Below are 20,171 nucleotides of genomic sequence, written 5' to 3'. Positions count from 1 at the left end.
CTGTGAGCGCCGAGCTGACTAGAATCGGACGCTGGTTTCCTCAATGGAGTGTTCCCATGAGCAAGATCACCATCGCCGTGCTGGTCGGCAGCTTGCGCGCAGAGTCGTACAACCGTCAGCTGGCGCGCGCATTGGAACATCTGGCTGGCGACAAGGCCTTGTTCGAGTACCCGCAGATCGGCGACATCCCGCTGTACAACCAGGACCACGATGTGGATTTCCCGGCCCAGGGCACGCGCCTGAAGCAGCAAGTGCGCGCCGCCGATGCGGTGTTGTTCGTAACCCCCGAATACAACCGCTCGATTCCCGGCGTGCTCAAGAACGCGATCGATACCGGCGCGCGACCGTACGGGGATAGTGCGTTTTCCGGCAAGCCGGCGGCCGTGGTCGGCATCTCGGTGGGCGCGATCGGCACCGCCACTGCGCAGCAGCATCTGCGTAATGTGCTGTCGTACCTGAACATGCATGTGCTTGGTCAGCCGGAAGTCTTCCTGCAGTACAAAGAAGGTCTGTTCGGTGCCGACGATCAGATCGTCGACGCCGCCAGCCGCGCGTTCCTGCAGAGCTTTGTCGACAGCTTCCTTGGCCTGATCGAGCACCTCAAGCGCTGAGTTGATCACAGCCCTGGACTGCCTGGATGCAGGTGCCGGGCGGGCTTGGCTGTGTGGCGCAAAACCATGCATGGCAAAGGTCTGGGTCTGTGCGACAGCCCGCGCGTAGAAAGGTGATGCACTGGCTATGCACCAGTTATCCACAGAGTTGTGCATGGTCGACGCAGCCGCCGATGACTATGCTTGCTGCCCTCGTCCGCCAGTGTTAGGTCTGTTTGTCCATGTCCGCTCGCCCTGGTTTCCGTTCCAAGCGCAATCGCGACCGCGACGACGATTATGATCGTCCCGAGCCGCGTCTTGACCAGTTGCGGGTGCCACCGCATTCGGTCGAGGCCGAGCAAGCGGTGCTGGGTGGTCTGATGTTGGCGCCGGATGCATTCGACCGGATCAACGACCAGCTCACCGAGAACGACTTCTACCGGCGCGATCACCGGTTGATCTACCGCGCCATCCGCGAACTGGCCGAAAAGGATCGCCCCTTCGATGCGGTGACCCTGGGCGAGTGGTTCGAGTCGCAGGGCAAGCTGGAGCAGGTGGGCGATGGCGCGTATCTGATCGAGCTGGCCAGCACCACGCCGTCGGCGGCCAACATCGTTGCGTATGCGGAAATCGTGCGCGACAAGGCAGTGTTGCGGCAGTTGATCGAAGTCGGCACCACCATCGTCAACGACGGCTTTCAACCGGAAGGCCGCGAGAGCGTGGAGCTGTTGTCGTCGGCGGAAAAAGCGGTGTTCAAGATCGCCGAAGCCGGCGCGCGCGGGCGTACCGATTTCGTGGCGATGCCAAGCGCATTGAAGGACGCTTTCGAAGAGCTGCGCAACCGTTTCGAAAACGGCGGCAACATCACTGGTCTGCCGACCGGCTACACCGATTTCGATGCGATGACCGCCGGCCTGCAGCCGACCGATCTGATCATCCTTGCCGCGCGTCCGGCGATGGGCAAAACCACCCTTGCGCTTAATATCGCCGAATACGTCGCGATCAAATCCAAGAAGGGCGTGGCGGTGTTTTCGATGGAAATGTCGGCATCGCAGCTGGCGATGCGTCTGATTTCATCCAATGGCCGCATCAATGCGCAACGTTTGCGTACCGGTGCCCTGGAAGACGAAGATTGGGCGCGCGTGACGGGCGCGATCAAGATGCTGAAGGAAACCAAGATCTTTATCGACGACACGCCTGGCGTGTCGCCGGAAGTGCTGCGTTCCAAGTGCCGCCGACTCAAGCGCGAACACGATCTTGGCCTGATCGTCATCGACTACCTGCAGTTGATGTCGGTGCCGGGCAACAGCGAAAACCGCGCGACCGAAATTTCGGAAATCTCGCGTTCGCTCAAGGGCCTGGCCAAGGAGTTGAACGTGCCGGTCATCGCGTTGTCGCAGCTCAATCGCTCGTTGGAAACCCGTACCGACAAACGCCCGGTGATGGCCGATTTGCGCGAATCCGGCGCGATCGAGCAGGACGCCGACATGATCGTCTTCATCTACCGCGACGATTACTACAACAAGGAAAATTCGCCGGACAAGGGCCTGGCCGAGATCATCATCGGCAAGCACCGCGGTGGTCCAACCGGCTCGTGCAAGCTCAAATTCTTCGGCGAATACACCCGTTTCGACAATCTGGCGCACGACTCGGTGGGCAGTTTCGAGTAAGCGTTGTGGGCTAGCTGGGCGAGCATCCGTTCGCCGGGCATCGCGGCATCGTTGCGCCTGCTGGCTTATGCTGCGCGCCTCACTACTGCTGCCGAATTCGTATGTCACACGCCATCGTCTGGTTTCGTCGCGATCTGCGTCTGGAAGACAACCCGGCCCTGCGTGCCGCACTGGATGCCGGGCACCACCCGATTCCGTTGTACATCGATGCGCCACACGAAGAAGGCGAGTGGACGCCGGGTGCCGCCTCTCGGGCCTGGCGGCATCGCTCGCTGGCGGCGCTGGATGCGGCACTGCGAACGCTTGGCAGCGGCTTGGTCATTCGCGCCGGCAATAGCGCGCAGGTGCTGGATGAGGTGATCGCGCAGACCGGTGCGGTGGCTGTGTATTGGAATCGCAAATACGAACCTGCCACCCAGCCGCGCGATGCGCAGATCAAACGCACGTTGCGCGAGCGCGGCATCGAAGTGCAGAGCTGCAATTCGGCCTTGTTGTTCGAACCGTGGCAGTTGTCGACTCAGCAGGGCGGCCCGTACAAGGTGTTCACCCCGTTTTGGCGCAATGCACTGACGCAGCTGCAATTGCCCGTCGCACTGCCTGCGCCGCGCAGTCTGCCGCCGGTGCCTGCGCAGCTGACAACCGATGCATTGGATACGTTGGGATTGATATCCAGGCTGCATTGGGACCAGGGCTTCTGGGAACTTTGGCAGCCCGGTGAGGCTGGAGCCCACGAACTACTGGAGATCTTCATCGACGGCGCGCTGTCCGGCTATCGCGAAAACCGCGATCGGCCCGATCGTGTCGGCACCTCGCAGCTGTCGCCGCATCTGCACTTCGGCGAGATTGCGCCGTGGCGGATCGCCAGCACGCTGGAAGCCAATCGCAACACGCGCACTAGCGCACAGATCGATGGCTACATCCGTCAATTGGGCTGGCGCGATTTTGCCTATCACCTGCTGCATCACTTTCCCGACACCACCACCCAGAATCTCAACCCGCGCTTCGAAGGATTCGATTGGGCCACCGTGGATCCGGCCGCGTTGCAGGCCTGGCAGCGTGGCCGCACCGGCATTCCGATCGTCGATGCGGGCATGCGTCAGCTCTGGCACACCGGCTGGATGCACAACCGCGTGCGCATGATCGTTGCGAGTTTGTTGTGCAAGCATTTGCGCATCCATTGGATCGAAGGTGCGCTCTGGTTCTGGGACACGCTGGTAGATGCGGATCTGGCCAACAACACGCTGGGTTGGCAGTGGGTGGCCGGTACCGGCGCCGATGCAGCGCCGTATTTCCGCGTATTCAATCCGGTGACGCAAGCGGAGAAATTCGATCCGCAGGCGGCTTACATCACTCGCTGGGTGCCGGAGCTCGGCAAGCTCGCAGTGAAGGAACGCTTTGCACCGTGGTTGCATCCGTTGTCGCTGGCACGCTGTGCGCCGGAGTACCCGCGCACGCCGATCATCGGTTTATCGGAGGGCCGCGATGCTGCGTTGGCGGCGTATGCGAAGATCCGCGGGTAGACCCGAATAGACGCGGGTGACGGCGTGGGCGTGCGCGTTGGGTGAGGCGCGTAGGTTGGTTGCTCGGAATCGTCGCGTATGAGGCATGCACTGGGCTGACTTACGTATTGCGCGCACGCATCCGAGGTTCGTCCACGTGACGTTTTTGCGGTTTCAAACTGAAAACGTTTTCCTGAATGGCGCGCTATCTGCGTGCGCTGTGCTTCTGCTTTCATCATGCCCCAATCGCATTGGCCTGTTTATCCTCGCGGTCACGACTGAGTGCCGGATGGTCCGGCCATAGGAGAACACCATGTCCCCAGTAGCCATCAAGAGTCTCGCCGTTGCCCTGGCCAGCGCCATCGCGCTGGCCGCCTGCGCTACCGGCGGCTCGTATGTGCAGCGCGACCAATACGGCGATCAGACGCAACAGCAGAACCGCACCGGGCGCAATGCGTTGATCGGTACCGCGATCGGGGTGGCTGCCGGCCTGCTCAGCGGCGACAGCGCCACCGAGCGTCGTCAGCACGCCATGGTCGGTGCCGGTATCGGCGCACTGAGCGGTGCGGCGATCGGCCAGTACCAGGATCGTCAGGAACGCGCACTGCGTCAGCGCACTGCCAACACAGGTATCCAAGTGCAGCGCCAAGGCGACAACATCACCTTGAACCTGCCGGACGGCATCACCTTCGACTTCGGAAAATCCGCGTTGAAGCCGCAGTTCTACACCGCGCTTAACGGCGTTGCCTCGACGCTGCGCGAGTACAACCAGACCATGGTGGAAGTGGTCGGTCACACCGATAGCGTCGGTAGCGATGCGGTCAATCAGCGCCTGTCCGAAGAACGCGCAGGCGCAGTGGCGCAGTACCTGACCGCACAAGGCGTGCAGCGCGAGCGTATGGAAACGATGGGCGCCGGCAAGCGTTACCCGATCGCCGACAATAATACCGATGCCGGCCGCGCGCAGAATCGTCGTGTGGAAATTCGTTTGATTCCGCTGCGCTCTGAGGATGCTGGTAATAACACCGGTATGCGTTGAGTGAATTTTGACGATGCATCGCACGCAGTGGCTATTAGGGAAACTCTGAACTGATACGCCCAGGGTTTCCTAGACATCTCAAGGCCATGGAGAATGGGAGATTCGGAGGTGTCCATGAGCAGTAAGCGGTATACGGATGAGTTCAAGATCGAGGCGGTCCGGCAAGTGACCAATCGTGGTTTCAAGGCGGCAGAAGTCGCGGAGCGACTGGGTGTCACCACGCACAGCCTCTACGCCTGGCTGCGCAAGTTCGGCAAGCCTGGCGTGATGCAGTGCGCCGAGGTGGACCAGAGCGCCGAGGTTCGGCGGCTGAAGGCAGAGTTGCGTCGGGTTACCGAGGAGCGCGACATCCTAAAAAAGGCCGCCGCGTACTTTGCCAAGGGGTAAAGGCAAAGTACGCGTTCATGCAGGCCCATCGCAGCGAATTCAGGCTGTGCGCGATGTGTCGGGTGTTGCGCGTCAACCGGGCGGATTATGACGCCTGGTTACGCTCGCCCGACAGTGAGCGCGCCAAGGAAGATGAGCGCTTGCTGGGACTGATCAAGCACCACTGGCTGGCCAGCGGCAGCGTCTATGGGCATCGCAAGATCGCCCAGGATCTGCGCGATCTGGGGGAACGTTGCAGTCGCCATCGGGTGCATCGGCTGATGCGCACCGAGGGACTGCGTGCCCAGGTGGGCTATGGTCGCAAACCGCGCTTCCATGGAGGAATGCAGTGCAAGGCGGCGGCCAACCTGCTGGACCGACAGTTCGACGTGACGAAGCCGGACACGGCCTGGGCGAGCGATTTCACCTTCATCCGCACGCAGGAAGGCTGGATGTACCTGGCTGTGGTGATCGATCTGTTTTCCAGGCAGGTCGTCGGCTGGGCGATGCGCGATCGGGCCGATACCGAGTTGGTCGTGCAGGCCTTGTTTTCTGCGGTCTGGCGGCGCAAACCCAGCGCTGGTTGCCTGGTTCATTCGGACCAAGGGTCTGTCTACACTAGCGATGACTGGCAGAGTTTCCTGGCGTCCCATGGCTTGGTGTGCAGCATGAGTCGGCGTGGCAACTGCCACGACAACGCACCCGTGGAGAGCTTCTTCGGCCTGCTCAAACGCGAGCGGATCAGGCGGCGGATCTATTCCACCAAAGAGGCCGCACGCACCGAGGTGTTCGACTACATCGAAATGTTCTACAACCCAAAACGCCGTCATGGTTCAACTGGCGACCTGTCGCCTGCAGAGTTCGAGCGGCGCTACGCGCAACGAGGGTCTTGAGTGTCTACGGAACCCTGGGCGTATCAATCGACAACAGGCCGGTTACGCCAAAGCGGCGTGACTCAAACCAAACAGCCTCCCAACTTCCCGGGGCGGTTCAGTGGTCGGTAGTCTGGTTGCAGCGGTTGTTCTCATTGTTGCGAAGTGGGCGTTCGATAAGCTTAGCTTTTGGGATGAAAAAATTGGCTTGATGATCAACCGAGCTGAACTGAGAAAGATTGAGTTGCTCAGGGCTGACCCTGCCCACATCACGCATTTTCTTTTGCTCCAAGGCATTTACTGTTTCGGCGCATTGGCTATTGGGCTGATGCTGCTGCCGCTGGCCTTCATGGACGGTGGCATGAAGCTACTCACACCAGGACTGTGGTGCGTTGGTCTGGTGATCTATTTTTGCGTTGTGTTCCCGGCAGGCATGATGGTCCGCGTGCGAAAGGGTGATGCCTACATCAAGCGTCAACAAGAGCGCATTGCCCGAGCTGAAAAGCGACTTGAACTCCGCCGGCAGCGGAAGACCCGGCGGCTTCAACTCTGATTCGCAACACCAACGGTTGTGAAGTGGTCCAGGCGACCTGACCTAACGACTTCACCGCCAAGTGGAGTTGCCCATGCCATCCAGCCGCCTGGACCTGTCAGAACGATACCGTTTGCATGCGTTATATGAAACCGGGATGTCGATGCGGGCCATCGCCGATGCGTTGGAGCGCGCGCCCAGCACGATCAGCCGCGAACTTCGCCGTCACCGGCACGTTCGGCAGTATCTGCCCGATCATGCGCAGCGCCTCAGCGAGCATCGGCGCACGCAGGCCAGCCGGCGTGTGCGCATCGCCCGGATCGAGCTCTTGCTGGGTGAGGACTTCGGCCCGGAACAGATTGCCGGTCGCACCGGCCTTGCCAGTCACGAATGGATCTATCGGCACATCTACGCCGACCAGAAACGCGGTGGTCGGTTGTTCACGCATCTACGCAAACACCGCCGCAAGCGTCGGCGGCGGGGGCGATGGCCGCGGGCAGTTGACCCATCGGCGCAGCTGGACATAGCGCCCGAGCGTGGTGGAGCAGCGCAGCCGGATCGGCGATTGGGAACTGGACACCCTTCGCGCTTCGCATGGCAAGGCGGTGGTGGTCAGCATGACCGAACGTCGCAGTCGCCTGCATCTGCTGGCCGGCACCGCCGAGAACGTGCGCAACGCCGAACACGATGGCGCCTATGCCGTTTCAGCTCGCGCGCTCGTCCAGCTGGATACGACCACGCAACGAATTGCGCATCGCTTCGATAATCAGCACATCGACGAACTGTCCGATCAAGCGCGGATTGCCGGGGAAATTCACCGGGCGCATGTTCTCGCTCTTGCCGGTCAATTCGTTCGGATCACGCCGTGATGGACCTTCCACCAAGACGCGCTGCACGCTGCCCACCATGGACTGCGAAATGCGCGCTGCATGCGCGCTGATCTGCGCCTGCAAGCGGGCAAGGCGCGCCTGCTTGACGGATTCGGGCGTATCGTCCTGCAGATCCGATGCCGGGGTACCGGGGCGGCGCGAATACACGAACGAAAAGCTTTGATCGAAGCCCACGTCTTCGATCAACTTCATGGTCTTTTCGAAATCCGTTTCGGTTTCACCAGGGAAGCCGACGATGAAGTCCGAGCTGATCGAAATATCCGGGCGCACCGCGCGCAACTTGCGGATCTTGGATTTGAATTCCAGCGCGGTGTAGCCACGCTTCATCGCCGACAGAATGCGGTCGCTGCCTGCCTGCACCGGCAGATGCAGGTAATTGGCCAGCTGCGGCACATCGCGATACGCATCCACCAGCGAATCGGAAAATTCCAGCGGATGCGAGGTAGTGAAGCGGATGCGGCCGATGCCGTCGATCTGCGCGATGGTGCGAATCAACAAGCCCAGATCCGCGTATTGCGCTGCTTCACCGGCATCGGCGCCATAAGCACCGCGATAGGCGTTGACGTTCTGGCCGAGCAGGTTGATCTCACGCACGCCTTGCGCGGCGAGTTGTGCCACTTCCACCAGCACGTCTTCGAACGGCCGGCTCACTTCTTCGCCGCGGGTGTAGGGCACTACGCAGAACGAGCAGTACTTGGAGCAGCCTTCCATGATCGACACGAAGGCCGACGGGCCATCGGCACGTGGCTCGGGCAGGCGGTCGAACTTTTCGATTTCCGGGAAGCTGATATCTACCTGCGACTTGCCCGATTCGCGCCGCGCGCGGATCAATTCCGGCAGCCGATGCAGCGTCTGCGGGCCGAACACCAGGTCAACGTATGGCGCGCGTTTGACGATGGCTTCGCCCTCCTGCGAGGCCACGCAGCCGCCTACGCCGATGATCACCGGCGTGCCGCCGGCGTTGAGCCTGCTCTGCTTGAGCAAGCGCCAGCGGCCCAATTGGCTGAACACCTTTTCTTGCGCCTTCTCGCGGATCGAGCAGGTGTTGACCAGCACCACGTCGGCTTCTTCGGGGTTGTCGGTCAGCTCCAGCCCTTCGGAAGCGGCAAGCACGTCGGCCATCTTGGCTGAGTCGTACTCGTTCATCTGGCAACCGTGGGTCTTGATGTAGAGCTTGCCGCGCACCACGGCAGGCGCCCTCGGGCGGGCCGCTGGCAGCGGCAACAGGGCAGATGCGTCCGCGGCGGAGGCCGTGGACAGATCGGAAACGGATGTCCCGGGCATGGCGCTTATTCCAGGCGGGTAGAAAACAGCTGCGCAGTTTACCTGCTTGCGCCGGGTCCGTCCGAATGCTCAGGCCTGGGCATCGTCGCGTCGGCACGACCAAACACCGGCCGGTCGGCCATGCGTACGATGTAGGCACGGGTGGCCCAGGCCCTGGACAGATTGCGAGCGCAATTTGACCGGCTATCCGGATAATGGCGCCCGACACTTGGCAAGCCCAGGGCAAGCTGGGACACTCCGCCACATGAAGGGGATGTCAAGATTGCTGGGGCTCTTGCTCGTTACGCTGTCGGTCGCCCCGGTCAGCGCCGGCACGCTGTACAAGTGCGTCAGCGGCGACGGCATCACCAGCTACTCGAGCAAGCGTCAGAGCGGTGCGGCATGTAGCGTCATCAGCAGCTACACCCCGGAGCGTTCGGTCCGTCGCATGCCGTCGTCTGCATCGACGCCTTCGACAGCAGGTCTATCTGCCAGTCCAGCGCGCAGCATGGCCAACATCGACAGCGGTGCGCCGACCACGATCATCAGTCAGCCGGTCAGCCAGCGACCACGTCGCGCTGCCGAGGTCGCTTCGGCAGTCGTGCCGCGCGCGCTGCCGGTGTCGGCCGCATCGGTCGCCCCGCCGCCTGCCGCAGTGCCGGTCAATCCTCGCCGGGTGGTCAGCGGGCAGGTCTACGCTTATCTGAAGAACGGCGTGCGCCACTACACCAGCGCCCGCCCGCGCGAGGTGGCCAGCATCGAAGGCCTGCGCACCATCCACTACAGCTTTATCGAAACCTGCTACGCCTGTAGTGCCAAGCCGGGCCTCAACTTCGCTGCGATCCGGCTCAACACCGATGCCTACCAGCAGGAAATCGCGGCGGCGGCGCGCGAATTCGGTGTCGAAGAAGCGATCGTGCGCGCGATCATCCACGCCGAGTCGGCCTACAACCCGCTGGCGCTCAGTCGTGCCGGTGCGCAAGGCTTGATGCAGTTGATGCCAGGCACCGCTCGCCGCTTCGGTGTCAGCGATGCCTATGATGCAACGCAAAATATTCGTGGCGGCGTGCACTATGTTGCGTGGTTGCTGAAGCGCTTCAACGGCGATCTCACCCTGGCCGCTGCCGGCTACAACGCAGGTGAGGGCGCTGTGGATCGCTACGGCGGGGTTCCGCCTTATAGCGAAACCCAGCGCTATGTGCAACGCGTCGGCTTGCTGGCCGTCCGTTATCGCGGTCAGGCGACCGCAGCCAACTGAAGTTGTGCGTCTGCACTGTGCGCCGAATGTATTGCGATAGTTGCTTGGACAGTCGTCGAGGAGTGCCGGCAGCGAATCGGTCGCGCGCTGCAGTTCTTCTGTGCTGCAAGTGCATCATTGCGGATTGATCCCGTGCCGGGTCCGTCGCGTCGGCAGGCAGGCTGCGTGCACCGCGTCACAGCTGCCGACGGGGCCGCACAGCCGCTCACTCCATCTGCTCAACGACCGCATGCATTGCCTGTTTGCATCGCATAGGGCGGACTGCGTACATTGCATTGTCTGTGCATTAAGCGTTCCGCTACACTGCGTGCGATTCATCGCGGTTGGACCCCCCGCCAGCCGTTGGCAGCCTCACGCTACCTAATCAAGATCGGAGAGCCGGATGGCCAACGATGGGGTTAACGCACCTGCTGATATCGGGCGTCGTCGGTTTTTAACCGCGACAACGGCCGTGGTCGGTGCGGTCGGAGCAGGATTCGTCGCAGTTCCGTTCGTGAAGTCGTGGAATCCCAGTGCACGTGCCAAATTGGCCGGCGCACCGGTGACCGCCGACATCAGCGCCTTGCAGGAAGGGCAACGCTTGGTCCTGGAGTGGCGCGGTCAGCCGATCTGGATCGTCAAGCGCTCCAAGGCGATGCTCGACGCACTGCCATCGTTGGATGACCGGCTCAAGGATCCCAAGTCCGAGAACAAGGACCAGCAGCCGGACTATGTATTGAAGAACCCCGAATACCGTTCGATCAAGTCCGACATATCGGTGCTGGTCGGGCTGTGTACGCACCTGGGCTGCTCGCCGGAGATGGTCGCCGAGATTCGCCCCGAGCCCTATGACCCGCAGTGGAAAGGCGGCTACTTCTGCCCCTGCCACAAGTCGCGCTTCGACATGTCCGGCCGCGTCTTCGATGGTGTGCCGGCACCGATCAACCTGCTGGTGCCCCCACATCACTACGTAGACGACAACACCCTGGTGATCGGCGTCGATCCCGACGGTACCGGTAAGTCGGCCAAAAGCATGGGGGCTGCCTGATGAGCAATATCCTGGTCCGTACTGCCAACGGTGTGTTCGGTTGGGTCAACGAACGCGCGCCCGGTCTGATGCCCATGTACCGCAAGCACTTCAGCGAGTACTACGCGCCGAAGAACTTCAATCTCTGGTACTACTTCGGGTCGTTGGCCATCGTGGTGCTGGTCAACCAGATCGTCACTGGCATCTTCCTGACGATGCACTACAAGACCAGCGCCGTCGATGCATTCGCCTCGATCGAATACATCATGCGGGACGTGGAGTGGGGCTGGCTGATCCGCTACATGCACAGCACCGGCGCCTCGCTGTTCTTCATCGTGGTGTATCTGCATATGTTCCGCGGGCTGATGTATGGCAGTTACCAAAAGCCGCGCGAGCTGGTGTGGATTCTCGGCATGCTGATTTACCTGGTGCTGATGGCCGAAGCCTTCATGGGCTACGTGTTGCCGTGGGGGCAGATGTCGTTCTGGGGCGCGAAGGTGATCATCTCCTTGTTCGGCGCCATTCCGGTGATCGGCAATGGGCTGACTGAATGGATCATGGGCGACTACCTGCCCGGCGATGCCACGCTCAACCGTTTCTTCGCGTTGCACGTAATCGCATTGCCGCTGGTGCTGCTGTTGCTGATCGTGTTGCACATCGGTGCGCTGCATGAAGTGGGCTCCAACAATCCCGATGGCGTGGACATCAAGAAGGGCCCCAAGGGCAATCGCTGGGATGCACACAAGCCGGCCGACGGCATTCCGTTCCATCCGTATTACACAGTCAAGGATCTGGTCGGTGTCGGATTTTTGCTGCTGATCGCAGCCTTCATCATCTTCTTCGCGCCCGCCTTCGGCGGCCTGTTCCTGGAGCATGACAATTTCACCGAGGCCAATCGGCTGGTGACGCCGGAGCATATCAAACCGGTGTGGTACTACACGCCTTATTACGCGATGTTGCGGGTGGTGCCCAACAAGCTCGGTGGCGTGCTGGTGATGTTCTCGGCGATCGCGATCCTGTTCCTGGTGCCGTGGCTGGATCGAGCAAAAGTGCGCTCGGTCCGCTACCGCGGTTGGATCTCCAAGGTCGCACTGGGCGTGCTGGTGGTGTGCTTCGTGTGGCTGGGCGTGATTGGTTCAGGCCCCGGTACCGACGCGCACGAAACGTATATCGGGCGTGTGCTGACCTTCCTGTATTTCGCCTTCTTCATCACCATGCCGGTGTGGACACGGCTGGATAAGAGCAAACCGGTACCGGAACGGGTGTCCATCCATGACTAACCACATCGTGATGTCATGGAAGTCGCGCGCGGTGGCGCTGCTTTGCGGTTTGACGCTTGCAGTTGGAGCAATGGCGGCCGAAGGCGGAGCAGTGCAGCATGCCGGCAACGACCTGAGCGACCGCGCATCGCTGCAACGTGGCGCACAGTTGTTCATGAACTACTGCTCCGGCTGTCATTCGCTGAAATACCTGCGCTATTCGCGCATGGCCAGCGATCTGGGATTGAGCGAACAAGAGGTCATGACCAACCTCAACTTCACCGGTGCCAAGGTCGGCGAGCATATCGAAGGCACAATGCCGCACGATGCGGCCACCAAGTGGTTCGGCAAGGCGCCGCCGGATCTCACCTTGATCGCGCGCGTGCGCGGCACCGACTGGGTCTATACCTACCTCAAGTCGTTCTATCTGGATCAGACCCGCCCGCTGGGCTGGAACAACAAGCTTTTCCCGAATGCATCCATGCCTAACCCGTTGTGGGAACTGCAAGGCCTGCAGCAGGCGCAATTCGGGCCGCCCGACAAGGACACCGGAGACAAGCCGGTAGAGGCGCTGAAGCTCGGTCAGCCGGGTCGACAAACGCAGGTAGAATTCGATCAGACCGTTCGCGATATCGCCAACTTCCTCGAGTACGCGGGCGAACCGGCTGCCTTGAAGCGACAGAGCATTGGCGTGTGGGTGATCCTGTTCCTTGCCCTGCTCACCTTCATCGCCTACCTGCTCAAGAAGGAATACTGGAAGGACGTGCATTGATCGTTCTGCGAGCCCATCATCTGCTGCATCTGCAATCGTTAATATGCCCCATCACTCTTGGCTTTTGCGTGACGTGATTGCACACTCGAAGGACCGTGGTGACGGTCGGCGTTGGGCCGGCTGCGCCGATGCGGCCGGCGGATTCCGGTCGTCGGAGGGCCTTGAATGGCGACGAGTGTGCGTATGCGCAATACCTTGACTTTGTTTTCGTCCAACGACGACGTGTTGTGCCACCGGGTTCGATTGGTGCTGGCGGCAAAAGGGGTTACCTACGACCTGGTGCCGGTCGACCCGCAAAATCCTCCCGAAGATCTGATCGATCTCAATCCCTATCATTCGGTGCCGACGCTGGTCGAACGCGACTTGGTGCTGTACGCCGCATCAGTGGTCAGCGAATATCTGGACGAGCGCTATCCGCATCCGCCGCTGATGCCGGTCGATCCACTATCGCGCGCGCGCCTGCGTCTGGCGATGCTGCGCATCGAGCACGATTGGGTGCCGCAGGCGCAGGCGGTCCAGCTCGGCAACAAGACCCAGGCCGAGGCCGGCCGCAAACGCCTGAAAGAACTGCTCACCGCATCGGTGCCGCTGTTCAAGGCAAGCAAATTCTTCCTCAACCCGGAAATGAGTCTGGCCGATTGCGCGATGGCGCCGATCATCTGGCGACTGGACGCGTTGCAGATCAGCTTGCCCAAGGATGGCAAGGCGATCGAGGACTACGGCAACCGGATCTTCCGCAACCCCGGCTTCATCCGCAGCCTGACCGATCAGGAAAAGAAACTGCGCGATCTGCCGTGCTGATGCGGCGGCTGTATGCCAACAGACCGACTTACGATCGTCCGGCCTCCGCTGTGGGTCGTGTGCGGGTAAAATGAGGCGATGAGCGAAGATTTCCCCCGCATGACAAGCCATCGCCCGTACTTGCTGCGGGCCTTGGTCCAGTGGATCAACGACAACGGCATGACGCCGCATGTTCTGGTGGATGCAGGCCTGCCTGGCGTGCAGGTGCCTGCCAGCGCGGTCAAGGACGGTCGCGTCGTGTTGAATATCGCCGAGCGCGCCGTGGTCGGGCTCCAGGTCGACAACGAGAGCGTCAGCTTCACCGCACGCTTTGGCGGCGTCAGCCATCCGGTGATGGTGCCGATAGCCGCCGTACTTGCGGTGTACGCGCGCGAGACCGGGCATGGTATGGCATTGCCGGACGATATTCCCGGCACCAGCACAGAACCGCCGGATCCCAGCGCGCCGCCACCGGGCACGCCTACGTCGGATGAGCCACCCAGTGGCGGCAAGCGTCCGCATCTGCGCGTGGTCAAATAGCCATCAGCTCTGGACGCGTGTTCGCGCGTCTGATTTTTGAGGTCCAGGTGTGAGGCGGTTGCACGCCACCACCGCGCGTGATCGGGTATCGGATCAGCGAGGCGGCTGTCGCTGCATGGAGCGTGTCGGCGCGTCTTGATGACCGGGATTTTCAGTCCAGCACCGTTGCGCACGAACACTTTGGTAGCGCGCCCGGCCAGCAGCCAGACCCCGGTCAGTTCAAACGCTCATGATCCTGATTCAGCGGCGTCACCGTTGCCACTTGCGGGCCGGTGAAGGCGATCAACTGATCGCTGCGCAGCACCAAGCGGCCGCTGTGGCGGTCGACGCCATCGTACGAATACTCGAAGCGAAATGTACGCTCCAGGCCCAGCCAGCCGTTGGGTTTGCGGCAGATGCGGATGTTGGTGGAATGTACGCTCTGGTCCAGCCACTGCACATCGGCAGCGCGGCAGGCATTGCGACCGAGGATACCGGCACGTTCGGCAGCGGCACGCGAGGAATTCCAGAACGCGTACAGCGCGGCGCCGGCAATCATGAAGAGAATAAGGCTGGGCATGCCATCAATGTGCCATGGCATGCGGCTGATCGACAATCGCCGTGCCGGGGCCGCAGTGTTGCGAGAGCCTCGCCCTTTCAGCGGCAGATGCTGGCGTCAACGCGGTAAATCATTCACTGCCATCGCGGCGTCCGGCTTGTATCGGCCACTGCGCAACCCCATCCATTGCAGTCTCGTCGAGTTGAATCCGAATGCCGTGCGGCCAAGATGAGGGCTCGGTGTCGGGCATGGCCAATGCATCCTGTCCTGCAACAGTTCCATCCTGTGGTTGCCGCGTGGTTCGCACAGACTTTTGCTGCGCCCACGCCGGCGCAGATCGCTGCGTGGCCGGCGATCCAGGCCGGGCGGCATACCTTGGTGGCCGCGCCGACCGGCTCGGGTAAGACGTTGACCGCGTTTTTCGCCGCTATCGATGCGTTGATCCGCGATGGTCTTTCCAACGATGGTGGGTTGCCCGACGAAACCCGCGTTATTTACGTGTCGCCGTTGAAGGCGCTGTCCAACGACATCCACCTCAATCTGGATGCACCGTTGCAGGGCATCCGTGCGGCGCTGGCTGCAAGCGGGTTGCCGGATGTTGCAGTACGCACGGCGGTGCGCACCGGCGACACGCCACAACGTGAGCGGGCACAAGCGCGGCGCACGCCGCCGCATATTCTGGTGACTACACCGGAGTCGTTGTATGTGCTGTTGGGCTCGGCCTCCGGCCGCAACGCGCTGCGGCATGTGCGCACCGTCATCGTCGATGAGATCCACGCGGTGGCGGCGGACAAACGCGGCAGCCATCTGAGCCTGACATTGGAGCGATTGCAGCGGCTGGCCGAGCGGTCGATCACGCGGGTTGGATTATCGGCAACGCAGAAGCCCATCGAGACAGTGGCGCAGTTTCTGGTTGGCGCAGGCGAAGACGGCCAGCCACCGGAGTGCGAAATCGTCGATATCGGCTACACCCGAGTGCGCGATCTGGCACTGGCATTGCCGCCGACGCCGTTGAGTGTGGTGATGTCCAACGATCAATGGCTGCAGGTGTATGCGGATGTGGCCAAGCTTGCGCAGCAACAACGCACTACGCTGGTGTTCGTCAACACGCGGCGCATGGCCGAGCGCGCTGCGCGGCATCTGGGCGATTTGCTCGGCAAGCAGTGGGTCGCGGCGCATCACGGAAGCTTGTCGCGCGAGACGCGTTTGCTAGCCGAACAAAGGCTCAAAGCCGGCGAGCTGACCGTGCTGGTGGCGACCGCATCGCTGGAACTTGGCCTGGATATCGGCGATGTCGATCTGGTGTGTCAGCTCGGTTCGCCGCGGTCGATCGCAACGTTCCTGCAGCGCGCCGGGCGCTCCTGACATGCGGTCGGTGGCACGCCGCAGGCAAGGCTGTTTGCGCAGACGCGCGACGAGTTGGTCGAATGCGCCGCGCTGCTGGACAGCGTGCGCCGTGGCGAGTTGGATGCCTTGCGCATTCTGCTGGCGCCGATCGACGTACTTGCGCAGCAGATCGTAGCCGAGGCTGCATGCGAAGACTGGGATGAAGATGCATTGTTTGCGCTGGTGCGTCGCGCATGGCCATTCGCGCAGTTGAGCCGCGTTACGTTCGACAGTGTGGTGCGCATGTTGTGCGAGGGTTTCAGTACACGGCTGGGGCCGCGCGCAGGCTATCTGCATCGCGATGCGGTGCACCGGCGCTTGCATGCACGTCGTGGCGCGCGCATGACTGCGCTGACCTCCGGTGGCCCATTCCCGAGACCGCCGACTACAGCGTGGTGTTGGAGCCGCAGGCGGAAAAGATCGGTACGGTGAACGAGGATTTTGCTGTCGAAAGTCTCACCGGCGATGTGTTCCAGCTAGGCAACGCCAGTTACCGCATCCTGCGTGTGGATGCGGGGCGCGTGCGCGTGGAAGATGCTCAGGGCGCACCGCCGAATATTCCGTTCTGGCTGGGCGAAGCGCCGGGTCGTAGCGATGAGTTGTCGGCAGCGGTGTCGCGTCTGCGTGGTGAGATCGCGGCGCGGCTCGATGGCGCGTCGCATCAGGCAGCCTGCAATTGGCTGCAGAGCGAATTGAGTCTGTCCGCAGAAGCCGCGCAGCAATTGGTGGACTATCTGGCGCATGCATGCGCGGCGCTGGGCGCGATGCCGACACAGCAATGCCTGGTGATGGAGCGCTTCTTCGATGCCAGCGGTGGCACCCAATTGGTGATCCACTCGCCATACGGTAGCCGCATCAATCGTGCGTGGGGCCTGGCGTTGCGCAAGCGTTTTTGCCGCACCTTCAATTTCGAATTGCAGGCCGCGGCGACCGAGGATGCGATCGTTTTGTCGCTGTCCACCAGTCGCAGTTTTGCGTTGGAAGAGGTGGCTCGCTATCTGCATTCGTCATCGGCCGAACATGTGCTGATCCAGGCGGTGCTGGATGCGCCGTTGTTCGGCTTACGTTGGCGTTGGAACGCGACCAATGCGATGGCACTGCCGCGCTTTACCGGCGGCAACAAAGTGGCGCCGCAGTTGCAGCGGATGAAGTCGGAAGATCTGCTGGCCGCAGTGTTCTCTGATCAGGTCGCCTGCGCCGAGAATCTGGTCGGCGAGCGTGAGGTGCCGGACCATCCGTTGGTGACGCAGACGTTGGAAGACTGCCTGCATCAGGCCATGGACAGCGAAGGTTGGTTGCAGGTGTTGCGCGGGTTGGAATCCGGTGCGATCAAGTTGCTTGTGCGCGATCTAGCCGCGCCGTCGCCGCTTGCAGCCGAAGCCTTGAACGCGCGTCCGTACGCGTTTCTGGATGACGCACCGCTGGAAGAGCGCCGCACCCAGGCCGTGCAAAGCCGCCGCTACACGCCACAGACCAGCGACGATCTAGGGCGGTTGGATCCGCAAGCCATCGATGCGGTTCGCCAGGAAGCTTGGCTACAACCGCGCGATGTTGAAGAAATGCACGAGGCGCTGGTCGGACTCGGCGTGCTTCCTGTCGATGAAGCGGCCGATGCGCAATGGCAAACATGGTTGGATGCACTCGCTGCCGATGGCCGCGCCAGTTGTCTTGCCTTGAACGGCGAGCCCGCGCTGTGGATCAGTGCCGAGCGCATCGCCTGGTTCCTGCCGCTGTATCCTGACGCGTCTGCGCAACCGCCGGTACAGGCGCCGGAAGATTGCCACGTTGCCGAATGGGAGCGCGAGTGGGCCGTACGCGAAGTGCTGCGCGGGCGGCTAGCTGCCGTCGGCCCGGCACAGGTGCCCGCGTTGTCCAAGGCGTTGCAGTTGCCGGAAGACGTGATCGTGCTCGCACTGGATGCATTGCAGCGCGAGGGCTATGTCATGGCTGGGCAATTCAGCGCACAGATGCAGTCGGAAGAATGGTGCGAGCGCCATCTGCTGGCGCGCATCCATCGTTACACCCTGGGGCGATTGCGCCGTGAGATCGAACCAGTGTCGCAACGCGATTACGCGCGTTTCCTCTTCGAATGGCAGCACGTCGACAGCAGTAGCCGGGTGGCAGGACCGAATGCATTGGCCGGTGTGGTCGGGCAGTTGGAAGGCTTCGAGGCACCTGCTGTCCTGTGGGAAAGCGAGCTGCTGCCCGTGCGCGTGCGCGACTATCAACGTCATCTGTCCCGCGATTGGGCGGATCAACTGCTGCCCGTGCGCGTGCGCGACTATCAACCAGCGTGGTTGGACGAGCTGTGCACCGCCGGGCGCACAGTGTGGGCACGCTTGCGGCCCGGCGGTGGTTGCAGTGGTGCCGCGCTGCGTGCCACCCCGATCGTGCTGCTGCCGCGTCGCGAAGCGCAGCGGTGGAGTAGCCTGACACGTCATGCCAATGACGAACCGTTGGGCGCGCGCGCGCAGCGCGTGCTGGAGGTGTTGCAGCAGCAAGGCGCGCTGTTCTTCGACGAAATTGCCGATGCGGCCCGCTTGATGAGCATTGAGTTGGAAGATGCGTTGGGCGAGCTGGTGATGCGCGGCCTCGCGCATTGCGACAGTTACGCTGGGCTACGCGCGCTGCTGGTGCCTGCCTCCAAGCGCCCGTCGGCCTTGTCGCGGCACCGTCGCCGCGCGAGTGCGCTGTGCATTCGCGATGCCGGACGCTGGGCGCCGGTACGCGCGCTTCCGGAATCGCCATCGGCCAAAGCCAGCGAACGCCATCAGGACACGCTCGAGCACCTCGCTCGGACCTTGCTGCGCCGTTATGGCGTGGTGTGTTGGCGGCTGCTGGCACGTGAGGCTGCGTGGTTGCCGCCGTGGCGCGAATTGCTGCGTATGTATCAACGTCTGGAAGCACGCGGCGACATTCGTGGCGGGCGTTTTATCGCCGGCCTGTCTGGTGAGCAGTTCGCGTTGCCGGACGCGATTGCCGCACTGCGCCGCGTGCGCGCACAGGCATTGCCGCAGCAGTGGGTATGCGTGAGTGCGAGCGACCCAAGCAATCTATTGGGCAGCCTGCTGCCGGGCGAACGCATCGCGCGCGTGCCGGGAAATCGCGTCGCTTATCTCGATGGCATGCCGATGGCGGTGTGGGCGGCAGATCGCTTCCAGCCGCTGCAAGAACTTACTATCGAGCAGGCCGATCAGGCGCTGCGCTTGCTGCAGCGTGGGCCGGGCGCAGCCGAGCAGACGCCCATGCAGCAATGGCTAGCTCAGCGGTCCGGCGGCATCGGGCGTGTGCCGGTCGCACGGGGAAGCGGACGCGACAAATAGCGGCTATCGGGTACGACCCAGCGCCACGGCGCATCGACTGCCTTGCGGATACCGATGCGCGGGGTCGCCGATGGTATCGACGGCGGCGGCATGCCATCGTCTTCGATCCACGCGCGTGCGTTGGCGTTGGTCAGATCCAAGCCGTTGTCCGCTGAGGTGACGCCGAACGCCTGGGCCAGGCGACCTGGGCCGGTGGTCAACGTCTCGATTGGCGCAGCGCCGCGTGCGGCCTGCATGGTGTCGATGCCGGCAAGTGGTTCGAGCGCGCGGATCAGCACCGCATGTCCGGGTGCGCCGCCGCACACCGCGTTGATCGCCCAGTGCATGCCGTAGATGAAATACACGTACAGATGTCCGGGCGCACCGAACATCACTTGCGTGCGGGCGGTCATGCCACGGAACGAATGCGCAGCCGGGTCTTCGCCGCCGCAATAGGCTTCGACTTCGGTGATGCGACCGCGTCGTCCGTCCGCGCTGACCAGCACCTTGTTGAGCAATTGCGGCGCAACCTGGCGCGAATCGTGTGTGTAGAAGGTGCGTGGAAGTGGTGTGGACGACATGCGCCAAGCGTAGCGAGGTGGCCGTGAT

15 protein-coding genes and 2 pseudogenes are annotated in these 20,171 nt (G+C 62.3%); 14 read left to right on the top strand and 3 right to left on the bottom strand.

Annotated elements, in window-relative coordinates:
• Nucleotides 1–56: 56 nt before the first annotated feature.
• From J5I97_RS11215 to J5I97_RS11185, 7 genes and pseudogenes are all read left to right on the top strand, one after another.
• Nucleotides 57–611 carry an NADPH-dependent FMN reductase gene (locus tag J5I97_RS11215; protein ID WP_208586583.1) on the top strand — a complete coding sequence of 185 codons (555 nt, stop codon included), beginning with the start codon at nt 57–59 and terminating at the stop codon, nt 609–611.
• 221 nt (nt 612–832) lie between these two features.
• Nucleotides 833–2,260, top strand: a complete 1,428-nt coding sequence (locus tag J5I97_RS11210; protein ID WP_208586582.1) for a replicative DNA helicase — start codon at nt 833–835, stop codon at nt 2,258–2,260.
• A 101-nt stretch (nt 2,261–2,361) separates the two neighbouring features.
• Nucleotides 2,362–3,780: a cryptochrome/photolyase family protein gene (locus J5I97_RS11205; RefSeq protein WP_208586580.1), complete on the top strand. Its 1,419-nt coding sequence runs from the start codon at nt 2,362–2,364 to the stop codon at nt 3,778–3,780.
• 292 nt (nt 3,781–4,072) lie between these two features.
• The gene (locus tag J5I97_RS11200; protein WP_208586578.1) at nt 4,073–4,798 is read left to right on the top strand and encodes an OmpA family protein; all 726 of its coding nucleotides are present in this window, start codon (nt 4,073–4,075) and stop codon (nt 4,796–4,798) included.
• Nucleotides 4,799–4,912: 114 nt separating this feature from the next.
• Nucleotides 4,913–6,057 (top strand): IS3 family transposase gene (locus J5I97_RS11195; protein WP_208586576.1). Its coding sequence is split into 2 segments (ribosomal slippage): nt 4,913–5,150 and nt 5,150–6,057, totalling 1,146 coding nucleotides; the frame shifts between segments, so codons are not numbered across the junction.
• 100 nt (nt 6,058–6,157) lie between these two features.
• Nucleotides 6,158–6,589: a hypothetical protein gene (locus J5I97_RS11190; protein ID WP_208586574.1), complete on the top strand. Its 432-nt coding sequence runs from the start codon at nt 6,158–6,160 to the stop codon at nt 6,587–6,589.
• A gap of 73 nt (nt 6,590–6,662) precedes the next feature.
• Nucleotides 6,663–7,248 (top strand): annotated as a pseudogene (locus tag J5I97_RS11185) (IS30 family transposase); the annotation flags it as partial.
• 24 nt (nt 7,249–7,272) lie between these two features.
• Here J5I97_RS11185 and miaB read toward each other — a convergent pair.
• The gene (gene miaB / locus J5I97_RS11180) at nt 7,273–8,742 is read right to left on the bottom strand and encodes a tRNA (N6-isopentenyl adenosine(37)-C2)-methylthiotransferase MiaB (RefSeq protein ID WP_208586572.1); all 1,470 of its coding nucleotides are present in this window, start codon (nt 8,740–8,742) and stop codon (nt 7,273–7,275) included.
• A gap of 244 nt (nt 8,743–8,986) precedes the next feature.
• Between miaB and J5I97_RS11175 the strand changes: the two genes are divergently transcribed.
• The 6 genes from J5I97_RS11175 (at nt 8,987) to J5I97_RS11150 (ending at nt 14,336) form a co-directional block, all read left to right on the top strand.
• Nucleotides 8,987–9,979: a lytic transglycosylase domain-containing protein gene (locus tag J5I97_RS11175; RefSeq protein WP_208586570.1), complete on the top strand. Its 993-nt coding sequence runs from the start codon at nt 8,987–8,989 to the stop codon at nt 9,977–9,979.
• Nucleotides 9,980–10,361: 382 nt separating this feature from the next.
• Nucleotides 10,362–11,006 carry a ubiquinol-cytochrome c reductase iron-sulfur subunit gene (petA, locus tag J5I97_RS11170; RefSeq protein WP_208586568.1) on the top strand — a complete coding sequence of 215 codons (645 nt, stop codon included), beginning with the start codon at nt 10,362–10,364 and terminating at the stop codon, nt 11,004–11,006.
• Nucleotides 11,006–12,265 carry a cytochrome b gene (locus tag J5I97_RS11165; RefSeq protein ID WP_208586566.1) on the top strand — a complete coding sequence of 420 codons (1,260 nt, stop codon included), beginning with the start codon at nt 11,006–11,008 and terminating at the stop codon, nt 12,263–12,265. Before petA ends, J5I97_RS11165 begins: the two co-directional genes overlap by 1 nt.
• Complete coding sequence (locus tag J5I97_RS11160) at nt 12,258–13,016, top strand: cytochrome c1 (RefSeq protein ID WP_208586564.1); 759 nt, start codon at nt 12,258–12,260, stop codon at nt 13,014–13,016. The genes J5I97_RS11165 and J5I97_RS11160 overlap by 8 nt, the downstream gene beginning before the upstream one ends.
• A gap of 165 nt (nt 13,017–13,181) precedes the next feature.
• Nucleotides 13,182–13,817, top strand: a complete 636-nt coding sequence (locus J5I97_RS11155) for a glutathione S-transferase N-terminal domain-containing protein (protein ID WP_208586563.1) — start codon at nt 13,182–13,184, stop codon at nt 13,815–13,817.
• 78 nt (nt 13,818–13,895) lie between these two features.
• The gene (locus J5I97_RS11150; protein ID WP_208586562.1) at nt 13,896–14,336 is read left to right on the top strand and encodes a ClpXP protease specificity-enhancing factor; all 441 of its coding nucleotides are present in this window, start codon (nt 13,896–13,898) and stop codon (nt 14,334–14,336) included.
• 214 nt (nt 14,337–14,550) lie between these two features.
• Here J5I97_RS11150 and J5I97_RS11145 read toward each other — a convergent pair whose 3' ends face one another.
• Nucleotides 14,551–14,931, bottom strand: coding sequence for a DUF3301 domain-containing protein (locus tag J5I97_RS11145; protein ID WP_208586561.1), 381 nt, complete (start codon nt 14,929–14,931; stop codon nt 14,551–14,553).
• Nucleotides 14,932–15,129: 198 nt separating this feature from the next.
• Between J5I97_RS11145 and J5I97_RS11140 the strand changes: the two are divergent.
• Nucleotides 15,130–19,583: pseudogene (locus J5I97_RS11140) on the top strand (DEAD/DEAH box helicase).
• On the opposite strand, the gene J5I97_RS11135 reads toward J5I97_RS11140, so the two are convergent.
• Entirely contained in the window at nt 19,523–20,143 is a 621-nt protein-coding gene (locus J5I97_RS11135) for a DNA-3-methyladenine glycosylase (RefSeq protein WP_208586560.1), read from the bottom strand. The pseudogene J5I97_RS11140 and the gene J5I97_RS11135 sit on opposite strands and share 61 nt — an antisense overlap.
• Nucleotides 20,144–20,171: the final 28 nt, after the last annotated feature.

This window comes from Xanthomonas fragariae (assembly GCF_017603965.1).
GTDB classification, from domain to species: Bacteria; Pseudomonadota; Gammaproteobacteria; order Xanthomonadales; family Xanthomonadaceae; genus Xanthomonas; species Xanthomonas fragariae_A.
This window is presented reverse-complemented; position numbering and strand designations above follow the sequence as displayed.